Below are 12,515 nucleotides of genomic sequence, written 5' to 3'. Positions count from 1 at the left end.
TTTGAATAGGGGAATAAAGTATCAACAATGAAATCAGGGAGCATGAGGTGATATCCTGAGCTAGCGCCCCGAGTATATCAGGAAACAGGCCTTACCCGAAGGGAGCCATCAAACGCTTTTTGCAATAACGAAGCCACAAGCCTAGGTAGTTTCGACGGCTCCAAACTTTTTTGTCGGCTTGTCGGGCTTGGGAGAGTGCGCGGCCAGCCTCAGCTGTTTGTTGGGTGCTGAGCGCCATTCCGGCCAAAAATATCCACAGCGTAGCCGCTATTTGTCCGGCAAAGGGGCGCAAAGGAAGGTACTCAGGGTCGGTGGCCATCTTGTGGCGCAGGTACTCGAAGCGTTCGAGGGCTTGGGCATAGTGCTGTTGGTTGACAGTGCGGGCAGGGTGTTCGCGCACACCGCTGTTGTATCGGGGGATGCGCCCTAGCTGCGGGCAGCGGGCAACGAGCCGCAGGGCAAAGTCATAATCTTCGGAGCCGGTCAAGAGCGGGTGCTCGTCCCAGCGGAGGGTTCGGTAGAGGTCTTGATGGAGGAATACCCCGATGCAGGAGAGGAAATTGCCTTGGGCAATTTGGCGCAGTGGCTCGCGCAAAGGCGCAAAGGGGTAACGATAGAGTAGCTGTTGCTGCGCGTCAACAAGCTCGTAGAGATTATGAAAAGCCTGATTTTCAGGGTTTTGCTTAATATATTGGTAAGCCTCGGCCAAATTTTGGGGATACATAAAATCATCCGAATCAAGGAAAGTCAGGTACTGCCCCTGGGCAGCAGCCATTCCCGTATTGCGCGATTTGGCTCGTTCGTAGTTTCGGTCATGGACGATGAGCCGCAGCTTACCCTCGGCCACGAGGGGAGCCAACAAAGCTGGGGTATGGTCGGTGGAGGCATTGTCTACGACAATCACCTCATAACTTTGGAAAGTCTGTGCAAAGACGCTCTCTAGCGTTTGCCCGATGAGATCGGCACGGTTATACGTCGGAATGACGATAGAAAAGAAAGGTTTTTCGGCCATTATCGGTGTTTTTGGTTGCGCACGACATTGTCCGTCCGCCAGACGACTGTCCGGCTAGGCAGCGCCTTGCGTATGGGGCAATCAGGCTGGTGGCAGATGGCACAGCTGGTATCGACGCAAGCATCGACGTGAATAAAAAACTCCGTTTCTTGGGGGCAGTAAGCTGCAATGAGGTCTTCTACCTCTTTGACGGCCTCGTGCCCTTCTTCGATAGTAAAATAACGCGGTAGCGTGAGATGACAATCGATGTGCCAATTAGCGCCATACTGAATGACACGAAAGTTATGGATATCGACCCAAGCGGGTTTTCGATTTTGCTCCAAGGCGGTGATGAGCTGGCGCAGAATCTGCTCATCGGCCTCATCAGTAATGCCTGCCCACGATTTGCGCAGCACTTTGGCACCGGTAAAGCAAATCATCGCCCCCAGCAAGATAGCCAGTAGATTATCTACCCAATATTGGCCGGTCCAGACGATGATGCCCAGTCCGAGCATCATCCCCACGGTAGAGTAGGCATCGGTTTTGAGGTGTTTGCCTTCGGCTATCATCGTGAGAGAATGTAGTATACGGCCTTGTCGCTCAATCACAAAGCCCATCAGATAGTTGAGCAGGCCGGCAACAGCTACAATCCACAGCCCTTGGTCGAGGTGTTGGACGGTGTGCGCCGTACTGAAGTCATACAAGGCCTTGGCTATCATCAGCCCTCCGGCCACAGTAATGAGGCTTCCCTCGACAGCAGCGGCGACAAACTCCACCTTACCGTGCCCATAGGGGTGGTTACGGTCGCGGGGCTTGGCAGCCAACCACAGACTCTGTAGGGCAAAAGCCCCAGCGGCAACATTGGCAATCGATTCGACAGCATCGGTAAGAATGGCGTTGGAGTTGGTCAGCCAATAGGCCACAAACTTTGCCACCAAAATCAATACTCCGATACCAAAGACCCAAGCCTGTACCTGTATTTTCTGTCTGTCGACCTGCTGCATAGTGTTAGGGAAGGTGGGTTTTTAGGTTTTGGAGGGCTATTTCAACAAATCGTTGATTGGTGAACAAGCTTTTCTTGTGGTTGTTCCACTGGTGTAATACTTCTGTGATACCTTCAAGGATACTTACCCCTTGTTCCGTAACGATAAAATCAACAGTGGATAACAGCTCTAGGCTAAACGCACCATAAAACCCTGATAAAAAGTCTTTTGTTCTTTCTACGGTAGCCTTGTAACGATGATTTTCAGGCATTGCCAAATATTCACTCAGGCTGCTTTCAGTGTCCATCATCAGGCTAAGCTCTCCGAAAGGCTTTTTGTCCTTCGCACTATATCCTGTCAAGTAATTGCCATTGAGATGATGCAACAGATGCCTTACTTTTCCGGAGTAAGGGCTATAGAAGTTCGGTTTGAATGTTAGTTTAAAGGTGTCATTAGCACCGAAACGCTGTAAAAAGTAGACAACTTTTTCTGCAGAAAACTCAGCAACAAACGCGCCGTAACGAACCAAATCATACAACACCGCCAATAGCATAGCTCTTGCAGATGTGAGCTTTACCTTTTCTTTTTTGAGATGCTCCACAATGACAGCTCCCGGCTCATAAATATAAATATCACAATCTAGTTGTGTAAGATACTGCTCTATTAGTTGCCGCACCTTCTCCCAATTTAGTCCTCTATTGCCTGCACCTAAGGGAGGTATGGCTACAGAACGAATGGTTCTTTTTTGAATTAGATTTGCTAATGTCTCCAAGCCTTGAGATATGTAGTCATACTCAGAAGGCAAACGCCAGTGTGTTTTTGTGGGGAAGTTAATGATGAGTTTATTTCCTGTTATTGTCTCTTCTTCAAAAACAAATAATTGGCCTATTTGCAGCTCTTGTTGTTTGCAGGCTTGTTGGTATGCTTTGAAATTGTTGGGAAACCTATTCTTAAACCGTAAAGCAATGCCTTTACCCATTACCCCTACTGTATTCACGGTATTGACCAAGGCCTCGGCCTCACTTTCTAACAAATTTCCTTTGATGTAGTGTATCATTGTTTTAGAAGTAACAGTCAGGGCAAACACGTACTTTGGACGTATCAGTACCAAGGGCAGCTAAGTTTTGTTTTGATGCTTTATCAAGAACCAAATTCCATATAATTGCATTGCTAGGGACATCTGAGTGCACCAAAAACTCCGCCTCTTTTCTTCGTTTCTTATCCAAATTCGTAGTCTCCTTCCAGTATTGAATTTTATGGCTCCCCAATCCAGTAACTCTTTAATTTGGTGAATATCTCTCGCTGAATACTGTGTTGATAATTTATCAACAGCATGACCATCCGTGAATATAAAGTCAATTGTAAAAGACATCACTTGTGTTACAGAGCTGACACAATACACAATATCTGAAGGAGAAACAGGGGTAACACCATTAAACCCATTTTGTAATACGTAGGGCATTGGCATTCTGTACCAAAGATAAAGGGGAATATACTCAAATGTGCTATTTCTTTTACTTATCAAGCTTACATCTCCAATAGGTATGAAGTTGGGGTTTGCCCGATGAGATGCCCCGTGTGTTATTCCGTGTTGCAAAATATGCGGTATATTGTCAATATGAGTTATTCTGAATAAGCAGATTTCTTCCATAAAATCACCTGTCATTCTCACTCCGATGCTTTTCTGCCCAAGAGGCGGGCGAACATGCGTTTTTCAAAATTCCAAAAAAAACGAAACTGCCCAAAAAGCCATCCATAAGCCAGCAGGACGACTTGGTAAATTGGTAGGATGACCAATGTGTAGATGAGGTTGCGCTGCCAACCAACGACATCATCGGAGAGTAATACGCCCAAAATCGGCTTTTTGAGCCACAATACCGTAAAACCAGTGCAAGCAAAGACCAACAAAATGATAAACACTTGCCAAGCACTATGTACTTGCCAGCGCTCTTGTAGGCGGGCAATCCAAGAGGGGGAAGAGGGTTTCATAAGCGGTTTGGGAGCAGCTTGAGCAATGCCGCTGTGTTTTTGGCGTTTATTTTGATAGATTGAATACACCTGCAAGATACTAGCCCTCGTTTGAAGTCTCAACAAATCTGGCGAATATGCTCAAAAATAATTGTTTTTGGTTTTATTGCTGCCTGCTCAGTATTGGGTTTAGCAATAGCCTTTCGGCACAAACGCCTCAAGTTCCCCGACAATATGTCATAGGTGCGCACACCGTCAGCATTGATGCCAACACGGCAGCCTCCGCACAACGCTATCTCCAACAATGGACGCAAGACCCGGCGGCTTGGCGTGCCTACAAAACCAAGCTGTTGCCCTATATGCGCCTTGCCGCAGAGGTACTCCAAGACCAAAAAGTGCCCAAGGAGCTGGTCTATGCGGCTCTAGTAAACCGCTCCTTGCAAGAGCCCACACTCAAACTATGGTTTGTCAATTTCTCGCGCAATCTTGAGATTCGCTATGTCCAAAACCTATTCATAGACGAAACACTTAACCCGGCTTTGACTAGCTACCATGCCGCCGAATACTTCAACAAAAACCATAAAATTTCTACCAACTGGTGGTACACGCTTTATTCTTATTTTTCGGGAAGTGTAGCTATGATTCAACATCTCAAAGCTAACCCCTCGCCCCCGCCGGGGAGCACAATCCAAGCCCATAGCAACTCAGATGAGCTGGCTCAATATTGGGCTTGGCGAACAGCATTGGAGGCAGATATTGCCCAGCCGGGCAAGGACGAATCCTACTCACTGGTTCCGTATTGGGTCAATGATGAAACACTTGAAAGCGTAGCGATTCGCCTGAAAGTACCCTACGTACAAGTACGTGAACTCAACAGTTGGGTCAAAGAAGAGATTTACATTCTCCAAAACCAGCCGGTTTTGGTGCGTATCTGGGCACAGTCGCCTACTGGCGAAGAGGAAAATGCCCGCCTTGCCGCACAGGCACTACAACGCCCGGAGATGTCGCTGGCCGATGCTAGCAACGAGGCCGTCAATATTGTATATGCGGCGGCCATTGAAGGCAACAGGGCCTATACTGCCGATTACTCAACCTACTACGTCCTAGGTGCGGCCAATACTGGTTCTTTTGGAAGCGCCAACGCCCGCCAACATACCGTCAGCCGTGGGGAATCGCTATTTGCTATTTCGCGCCAATACAGCATCAGTGTCAATGATTTACGTACTTGGAATCGCTTGCGTACCGATAACCTGAGTATTGGCCAGCGGCTTTTTATAGAAAACCCCAACCCCACTAGCAGCAACAACAATAACAGCAGCAATAATAGTAACAACAACAACAGCGGCAATAACCAAGCTACCCGTCCTGAAGATAACCGCCAAACTCAAAACCAAACTCAAAACCAAACGGGGGCACGTCAGCACGTCGTACAACGTGGGGAGTCGCTATTTGCTATTTCGCGCCAATACAATACTACAGTCGATGCGCTGGTAGCTGCCAATCGACTGGGCTCGATGGCGCTTTCGGTAGGGCAAGTCTTGATTTTGCCTGCCAATGCTTCTAGTGGCCAACAACAGTCGAGCGGTGGGAATAACAGCAGCAACAACAATGGCAGCAATGGGGGAACTTACCAGCGCAACCCTGTAATAGACCGCAGCGTGCAGCCTATTGCTGCCGCCGCAGGAGCCCCTACCGTCAGCCAAAGTCTTAGCTTGGCCGACATTCGGTTAGAACTTTCGCCTCTTACCCGCAATCGGGTACAACAAGACGTAAACGCCTTTTATCGCAGTCAACGTTTCTTACAAGAAAAAATAGCCCGCGCCAACCAGCATCTCTTCATTGTAGAAGAGGTATTGGCCGGCGAAGACGTTCCCAATGTGTTTAGGTTACTGCCTATTCAAGAGAGCGATTTTAATGCGACGGCGGTGTCTAGCTCCAAGGCGGTAGGCTATTGGCAATTTAAAGAACCCGCAGCACGGGAGTTTGGGTTGCTCATCAATGCTCAGGTGGACGAGCGGATGAACATCATCGCCTCTAGCCGAGCGGCCTGCCAATACCTGAAGCGCAGCCATAGCTTTTCCAACAACTGGGTCTTTGCCTTGCTCTCTTACAATATGGGCTTTACGGGGGCGCGCAATTATTTTGCCCAACAATACCCTGACCTGCCTTTTGACCAAACCCCCTCGCGTCTGTTGCTCGACGATGAGGCACACTGGTACTTAGTCAAGTTTTTGGCGCATATGGTGGCCTTTGACCATCTGCTCAACCAAAATGCTTCGCCCATCCGTATTCAAAATTACACCCAAGGCAATCGAAAAACACTACAACAAATCGCCCGCGAACAAAATGTCAATGCCAATACACTGAAAGATTTCAACAAGTGGCTCAAGGCTTCGACCATCCCCAACGACAAGACCTATCACGTAGCCCTGCCTATGGCGCGCTAAAACCACACTCCATATGGACACAGCTGCCCGCGACAAAATAAAGCTACTCATTGCCCAAGGGGCTTGGGAAGAATTACGTTTGGCCGCGCAGTTGTGTGTGGGAGGAGGCTATCCCGAAGATTGCCTCCAAGCCTTGGTTGCGCGGGTAGTCAGGATGTATTTGCAGCAGTTTTTGCCTGATATTGATTATCACCGCTTTGGCTGTACTATGCTCAATCAAACCACTTTTGAGTTGATTTTTGAGCGTTTGCGTACCTGCCTGCCTTTTGCTCAGATGGAGGTAGGTGTATCCTCCCAAAGCCTTGATTTGGCGCTCTATCTCCCACATTCTCCCTACAGCCAAAGCCCTTTGCAATTGGCGCTCGAAGAGTTTACAGGCAGGCTCCACTTTAGTGTGCAGGCAAGGTTTGTGCTGAAGGCATAAAAAAACACCTGCTTGACTAAGTACAGGTGTTTTGGAAAAATATTTTGAGCGCTTGCGCTATCGGACAACCCTATCCGCCCGGCTGATCAGTTCCAAAATCTTTTCACGAATCGCATTATGTGCGGCTAAAAGGCTCTCGGCTTTGGCTACTAGTTCTGGTGATTCTACACCATTCAACTCGGCTAGGCGTTGGTTATGCTTTACCGTATTGGCCCATTGGGTAAACAATTGGCCTCGTTCTGCGGTAAGCCTACTGATTTCTTGCTCAATTTGAGAGAGGTCTGTTGCCATAAGAACGAAATAGGTATACAGTAGAAGTTTGGGGTGTTAGCTATAAAGATACGCATTATTGCCAAAATTTCTAATGGTTGCTAGAAGTTTTTGTTTTTTTACGTGTTTTTTGCTGTCCCCCTTCTTGGTGTTCTTAGGGCTTAATAATCCCAATCTACAAGACCGACGGCTTGGTTGAGCTCTGCACGCGCCTTGCCATAGTCGCTGTGGAGCTTTACAAGTTTTACCTGAGAATCAAGCAATTGTGTCTCTCGCACATTGATAAGGAAAATAGAGCTTTCTCCGTTTTCGAAGCGCAGTTGTTCTCCTCGGAGCAGCTGTTGGTAGTTATTGACCATCGACTCTTGTAGCCCAATCAGCTCTGCAATGTTATTGAGTAAATTGTATTGTGCCAATACGGTGTTGATAATCTCTCGGCGGGTTTGGAGGTTCTCTTGCTCTAGCTGTACTTGTTTGAGGCGCACGAGCTGTAGCTTGCCGCGCTCCTGCCGCAAAAACAAGGGGAAAGCCACTTTTAGCCCTAGCATGTAGTTTTGAGTAGACCAGCCATATTGATCACCACTGACGGCCTGCGGCTCGCTGAGGAGGTGGTATTGGAGATTGATTTTGGGCGCCAGCTTATTGACTTGTAGACTGCGTTCTACATCGAGTTGCCGATTTTTGAAGATGATCTTGCGTAGGTCGGGGTGCTGCTCTTCGGCTTGAGCCACTAGGGCTTCGGCTTGGGGCAAATTGGCCGACCAGCGGGCTAGGTCGAAGTCATCGGGCAGGGTGGTTTCCAGAATTTCGAGCGGGGTTTCGCCTTCGCCCCAGAGGTGGTTGGAGGCTATCAGGCGTGCGTTTTTCAACTCTATGGCAGATTGTTGCAGCTCTATGTCCCTATTTTGAAGGCTGATTTTGGCCTCTACCGAATCGATAGGGGCTTGGTCACCGGTAATAACGCTCAGCTTTACGGCCTCATAGCGAATTTCGGCCAGCCGGTAGGCCTCTTGCACAAAGCGGTAACGTTGGTAAGCAAAATACCAATTCCAATAATCTTTGGTAGCACTCAGCAGGAGCTTGTTGATCATACTGAGGCGCTCGGCCTCGGCAATATCGGTTAGGTAGCGTGCTTGCCTCAGGGTGCTGCGTCGTTCGTCAATAAGTAGGCCTTGGGCCAAGGGAATCGAAACCCCAACAAAGGATTGCCCATTACGCGGCAACAAGTTTTCGGGGTTCAGGAATTCTCCCTCGTTTTGGTAATACCCAGCCTCAAGCTCGCCTATCCAAAGCGGTACCGAGACCTTGGTAGTAAGTAGGCGGTAGTAATCTTTTTCGGTAAACTGTTTTTGTTTGTAATCCCCGATGAGCATAGGGTCAAAAAAACCACGTGCAAAGCGTAGTTCTTGGCCGGCGAGGTCAAGGTTGATGTTGGCATTGACCACTACGGGGTGATAAGCCAAAATCTGTTGGTAGTATTCTTCCCAAGTCAGGATATTGTCTTGGGCGTTAGCCGGTTGGTAAAAAATGAATGTAGCGAAGAGGGCGACAAGCCTGCTCAAACGCATTAGAGATACCTTTCTCATAGGGTTTTGTGCGTTTTTGGCAGTTTCCAACAAACACAAGCGGCTTATGTGGGCGATAAGCGGCTTGTGTTGTGCCAAATATCAACAGTGGTTTATTTTACTTTCAGTTTGATTTTGTTGGCGCTTTTGGCCTTAGGCCCATCCTTGTCATCGTCTTCTTCGTAGAGGTCAGGTGGGAAGCCGTTGAGTTGTCGCCAGATTTCATACCAAACGGGCACATCCTTGAGCATCACCCAGCTGTATACTCCGGAGCCGACACGGATTTGCTCCGGCCAAGGGTCATCGTCAGGGTCTGGTATGACCAATAACCGATACATTCCCTCCTTGCTGTCTACATAGTCAATCACAGCAATACGTCCGCCAAAGGTACCTACTGATAGCCCTGGCCACCCAGAGAACTGCAGCGCAGGCCAACCATCAAACTCCAGCCTGACGTGGCGGCCTACAGCCAAAAGGGGTACATCCATCGCACGGGCATAGACCTGTACAGCCACATTGGGCTGTGCTGGCATAATGGTAATGATGGCATCATTTTCTTTGACGGCTTCGCCAATACCAGATTTAAGCGCCTTGACAACATAACCGGCTTGAGGGGCGATAAGGTAATACTGGTCATTGCGTATCACCATATTGGCATAATAATTTCGTAGCTTGGATAGCTCGCCTTGCGCATCGGCCAAATAGCCGATAGCAGAGCTGCGATCAGACTCGGCTTTGGAGATTTTATCCCGATACTCAGCCTCCAATGAGTTGAGCTCAATGGCCGCATTGATGAGCTCGTTGCGGCTTGTAAGTAGCTTATTTTCTACAGCGATTACCTTGGCATTGGTTTCTTGTAGCTTGAGCTGCCGCTGTTCCCAGGCCGTACGCGAAACCACCCCTTGCGCATAGAGGGTGTCAAAGCGGGCAAACTGCACTTGTGCGATTTGGTAGTTGATGCGCTCTGCACCAAGGTCAGTACTATCACTGATGACCTTAAAGCGAGCCTGTTTGTATTTGTTACGCGCCTTTTCAAGGCTAAGTTGTAGGCCTTGATTTAGGGCGGCAATTTGATTGTTCAGTGCCATTATTTTTTGACGTGTGGCCGTAATTCCATCTTCTTTGGCATCTACTTGCTCTTGCAAGCGGACAAGCAGCTCAGGGTCAAAGTAATCGGCCTTGATTTCATCCAGTACAATGATGGTATCTCCTTTTTTGACAAACTGCCCTTCCATCACCCGCCACTCTCGGATACGCCCGGCGATGGCGGTCTGTACGTCTTGGGGGCGGTCTTGGGGGTTCAATGCTGTTACTTCACCTACCGCGACGACGTTTTGTTGCCAAGGTAAGAACAAGGCCAAGAACATCAGGCCAAAAAGCCCGGATAGCCAGTAAGTCAGGCGGCGGGCGGTTTTGGGATTATACAGCGTACGAAGCGAGTAGACACTGTTTTCGATACGCTGTACCTCCTCTCGTTCTATTTCATCTTTTGAAATGCGTAACATAGCTTTTCGTTTCTAAATATTGTTAGACTTCTTCTTGCTGAGGGCGAGAGATGTGTTTGTAAAATTCGGGGTCTTTGGAGAGCGACTCATAGTCTCCACGCATCACGATTTGGCCTTGGTTGAGCACAAATACGCGGTCGCAGGCGCTGAGCAGCGTGGGGTCGTCTTCGAGGCTGATGATAATCAGCGTCCAAGGATTGAGCTTATCCATCAAGAAAAACAAGATTTTAAGCTTGTCTTTGCGGCTGATATGCTCCGAAAAATCATTGACTATCAGCAGCTTAGGCTTTGAGGCTATCGCTCTTGCCAAGAGAATCTTAGCTGTGAGGCTGCCCGACACCCGCTTGCCCGATGCGCCGATAACGGTATAAAGTCCGTCTTTGAGGCTGTTGACATAGTGGCTCAGCCCTACATTTTCGATGGCCCAGAGTACATCTTGATAGGTTACTTGCGAGCGCCCCATTGTAATGTTTTCCAGAATAGTGCCATAGAAAATCTCGTCGTGTAAGATATGTTGGCTGACATTGTCGCGCAAGGTATAGCTGTTGATATTACGCATTGACATATGATTGTAGGTAATCACCCCATCATAGCCCGAGAGCCCTCCTACCAATACTTTTACGAGGGTATGTTTGCCCGAGTCATTCGAGCCGGCAAAGCAAATACTTTCTCCGGGCATTACCTCCATCGTAATGTCTTTGATGGTATATTCGTTGTTCTCAGGGTATTTGTAGCTCAGGTTTTGGGTGGCTAGGTGTACGCCTTGAGGGTATTTGCGGAGCGATGCGTGTACGCCTTGTTTTTTCTCTAGGGGCAAATCGGTGATATGGGCAATTTTATCGACCGATGTCAGGGTCTCATATACCGTATCAATACTGCCGACTAGCTTCTCTACTGCTGAGATGACCAATACGATAATGATTTCAGAGGCTACAAATTGCCCAAGGCTGATTTGGCGGTCTACCACTAAGATAGAACCCAAAACGAGTACGGCACCTGTGATGGCGGTCTTAAACACGACCATATAAGACATTTGCGAGATAATAACCCGGAAATAAGTCTTGCGGTAGTAGAGATAACCATTGATTAGCTCGTCGCTTTTTTCGATAGGCAGATTGGTGCTACCGGCCATTTTGAAGGCATCGACTGTCCGAGCGACTTCTTCGAGCCAATGTGCGATTTTGTATTTATACTTAGACTCGATGATTTTCGTCTCCAAGCCTTTGGGGCTTGTTACGTAAAAGATGAGTACCAATATCAAAACTACCGTAAAAGCAAAAGCCAAAAATAGCGGGTGGTAAAGGGATAAGAGTAACAGGCCGAAAAATATTTGTAGTGCCGCCCCTGTGATGTCAATGAGTAGTTTGGGCAAGCTCTTTTGTAGATTGACAACATCAAAGTAACGGTTGACCAACTCCGGCGGATAATATTTGAAAAGCGCCTCAGTTTTGATACGCGGCAGGCGAAAAGCAATCTCATAGGAGCCTTTGGCAAATACTCGTTGTTGGAGTACCTCTACCAGAGCCAGCTGCATAATCTGAAGCCCTCCGCTGATGAGTGTACCAATGATGACCAAGGCAATCAATACGACCACGCTGCTGAAAATCATGCCCCCCGAAATCATCCCTATGGTGGCTTGTATGCCCAAGGGGAGCGATAGGTTCACAATCCCTATCAGGAAGGCATAAACATAGATATAACCAATATCCTTGCTTTCGCCACGCAACAGGCGTAAGAGACGTACCAGCGGAGTCAGTTCTTCGGTGTTGTCGTGGGCGCTGTAGTAGTCGCTTACATTATATTTGAGCGGGAACACTGTCAGAAAAATTATCTTCCCGTTTTTACGCACATCGGCGGCGTTTTCGTGGACTACCAGATTGGGTAAAATCCGACGTATTTCGGCCTCACCCAATTCTTGGTCTGATTCAAAATTGTAACAATAAATTTTCTTATTGTAATCATTAAAAATCACCACCGGCTCTACTTTTTGGCTTTGTGGGCATCGGTGGAATACCAAAATAGGGAAGTGTGAGTCTTGTATAAAAGTGTTGAAGTACTCTCGGCTGATATGGTGGCGCAGCACGCTGAGGTTGATATGCATCCCACGCTCGACCATATGGTCGATATATTTGCCTAGCTCTTGAGGGGCGTATGTGATGTTTTCTTCGTAATGCTCTCGAAAATCAAAGTAATTGAAGTTTTGCTTTACCAGCTCTGCCAACTTGACGACAATGCGATCGATTTGGGCGGTATCCATAGGGGTGCGATAGTATTACTATTTTTTTATTCAGCAAAGATAACAAAAAAGAGAGTGTAAATGTTCTCGCAGCTCAAGTTTTTGCAAATGAGCTTACAAGCACAA

Annotated in this window: 11 protein-coding genes and 1 pseudogene; 2 read left to right on the top strand and 10 right to left on the bottom strand. The window is 47.9% G+C overall.

Going from position 1 to position 12,515, the window contains the following annotated elements:
- Nucleotides 1-91: 91 nt before the first annotated feature.
- The 6 genes and pseudogenes from G499_RS21360 to G499_RS0117545 all read right to left on the bottom strand — a co-directional run bounded on the left by G499_RS21360 (nucleotide 92) and on the right by G499_RS0117545 (nucleotide 3,963).
- A complete protein-coding gene (locus G499_RS21360) occupies nucleotides 92-1,012 on the bottom strand; it encodes a glycosyltransferase family 2 protein (RefSeq protein WP_027001020.1) in 921 nt (306 codons plus the stop codon).
- Nucleotides 1,012-1,995, bottom strand: a complete 984-nt coding sequence (locus tag G499_RS0117560; protein ID WP_027001019.1) for a cation diffusion facilitator family transporter — start codon at nucleotides 1,993-1,995, stop codon at nucleotides 1,012-1,014. The genes G499_RS21360 and G499_RS0117560 overlap by 1 nt, the downstream gene beginning before the upstream one ends.
- 4 nt (nucleotides 1,996-1,999) lie before the next feature.
- On the bottom strand, nucleotides 2,000-3,061 hold the full coding sequence (darG, locus tag G499_RS0117555) for a type II toxin-antitoxin system antitoxin DNA ADP-ribosyl glycohydrolase DarG (RefSeq protein WP_211231641.1): 1,062 nt from the start codon (nucleotides 3,059-3,061) through the stop codon (nucleotides 2,000-2,002).
- Nucleotides 3,036-3,164 (bottom strand): hypothetical protein, encoded by a 129-nt coding sequence (locus tag G499_RS22590; protein WP_483782866.1) that lies wholly within the window; start codon nucleotides 3,162-3,164, stop codon nucleotides 3,036-3,038. Before G499_RS22590 ends, darG begins: the two co-directional genes overlap by 26 nt.
- Before the next feature lie 74 nt (nucleotides 3,165-3,238).
- Nucleotides 3,239-3,625 (bottom strand): annotated as a pseudogene (locus G499_RS0117550) (DarT ssDNA thymidine ADP-ribosyltransferase family protein); the annotation flags it as partial.
- Nucleotides 3,626-3,642: 17 nt separating this feature from the next.
- A complete protein-coding gene (locus G499_RS0117545; protein ID WP_027001016.1) occupies nucleotides 3,643-3,963 on the bottom strand; it encodes a DUF6787 family protein in 321 nt (106 codons plus the stop codon).
- A 116-nt stretch (nucleotides 3,964-4,079) separates the two neighbouring features.
- On the opposite strand from G499_RS0117545, the gene G499_RS0117540 reads away from it, so the two are divergent.
- Both G499_RS0117540 and G499_RS0117535 read left to right on the top strand, forming a co-directional pair.
- On the top strand, nucleotides 4,080-6,389 hold the full coding sequence (locus tag G499_RS0117540) for a lytic transglycosylase domain-containing protein (protein ID WP_027001015.1): 2,310 nt from the start codon (nucleotides 4,080-4,082) through the stop codon (nucleotides 6,387-6,389).
- Between the two features lie 13 nt (nucleotides 6,390-6,402).
- Complete coding sequence (locus G499_RS0117535) at nucleotides 6,403-6,813, top strand: hypothetical protein (protein ID WP_027001014.1); 411 nt, start codon at nucleotides 6,403-6,405, stop codon at nucleotides 6,811-6,813.
- Nucleotides 6,814-6,870: 57 nt separating this feature from the next.
- Here G499_RS0117535 and G499_RS0117530 read toward each other — a convergent pair whose 3' ends face one another.
- From G499_RS0117530 to G499_RS0117515, 4 genes are all read right to left on the bottom strand, one after another.
- Nucleotides 6,871-7,104 carry a hypothetical protein gene (locus G499_RS0117530; RefSeq protein ID WP_027001013.1) on the bottom strand — a complete coding sequence of 78 codons (234 nt, stop codon included), beginning with the start codon at nucleotides 7,102-7,104 and terminating at the stop codon, nucleotides 6,871-6,873.
- A 140-nt stretch (nucleotides 7,105-7,244) separates the two neighbouring features.
- Nucleotides 7,245-8,669, bottom strand: coding sequence for a TolC family protein (locus tag G499_RS20625; protein WP_154658530.1), 1,425 nt, complete (start codon nucleotides 8,667-8,669; stop codon nucleotides 7,245-7,247).
- Nucleotides 8,670-8,761: 92 nt separating this feature from the next.
- Nucleotides 8,762-10,153, bottom strand: a complete 1,392-nt coding sequence (locus tag G499_RS0117520) for an HlyD family secretion protein (RefSeq protein ID WP_027001012.1) — start codon at nucleotides 10,151-10,153, stop codon at nucleotides 8,762-8,764.
- A gap of 22 nt (nucleotides 10,154-10,175) precedes the next feature.
- Nucleotides 10,176-12,410 carry a peptidase domain-containing ABC transporter gene (locus G499_RS0117515; RefSeq protein WP_027001011.1) on the bottom strand — a complete coding sequence of 745 codons (2,235 nt, stop codon included), beginning with the start codon at nucleotides 12,408-12,410 and terminating at the stop codon, nucleotides 10,176-10,178.
- Between the last annotated feature and the right edge of the window lie 105 nt (nucleotides 12,411-12,515).

It is taken from the genome of Eisenibacter elegans DSM 3317, assembly GCF_000430505.1.
Taxonomy (GTDB): domain Bacteria; phylum Bacteroidota; class Bacteroidia; order Cytophagales; family Microscillaceae; genus Eisenibacter; species Eisenibacter elegans.
The sequence above is the reverse complement of the archived record's forward strand: the minus strand, read 5'-3'. Positions and strand labels throughout refer to the sequence as shown.

What these genes read in the sequence shown, in the direction of transcription:
- G499_RS0117520 (WP_027001012.1), bottom strand. Translation starts at nt 10,153, where the DNA reads ATGTTACGCATTTCAAAAGATGAAATAGAACGAGAGGAGGTACAGCGT.
- G499_RS20625 (WP_154658530.1), bottom strand. Translation starts at nt 8,669, where the DNA reads ATGAGAAAGGTATCTCTAATGCGTTTGAGCAGGCTTGTCGCCCTCTTC.
- G499_RS0117545 (WP_027001016.1), bottom strand. Translation starts at nt 3,963, where the DNA reads ATGAAACCCTCTTCCCCCTCTTGGATTGCCCGCCTACAAGAGCGCTGG.
- G499_RS0117540 (WP_027001015.1), top strand. Translation starts at nt 4,080, where the DNA reads ATGCTCAAAAATAATTGTTTTTGGTTTTATTGCTGCCTGCTCAGTATT.
- G499_RS0117560 (WP_027001019.1), bottom strand. Translation starts at nt 1,995, where the DNA reads ATGCAGCAGGTCGACAGACAGAAAATACAGGTACAGGCTTGGGTCTTT.
- G499_RS21360 (WP_027001020.1), bottom strand. Translation starts at nt 1,012, where the DNA reads ATGGCCGAAAAACCTTTCTTTTCTATCGTCATTCCGACGTATAACCGT.
- G499_RS0117535 (WP_027001014.1), top strand. Translation starts at nt 6,403, where the DNA reads ATGGACACAGCTGCCCGCGACAAAATAAAGCTACTCATTGCCCAAGGG.
- G499_RS0117515 (WP_027001011.1), bottom strand. Translation starts at nt 12,410, where the DNA reads ATGGATACCGCCCAAATCGATCGCATTGTCGTCAAGTTGGCAGAGCTG.
- G499_RS0117530 (WP_027001013.1), bottom strand. Translation starts at nt 7,104, where the DNA reads ATGGCAACAGACCTCTCTCAAATTGAGCAAGAAATCAGTAGGCTTACC.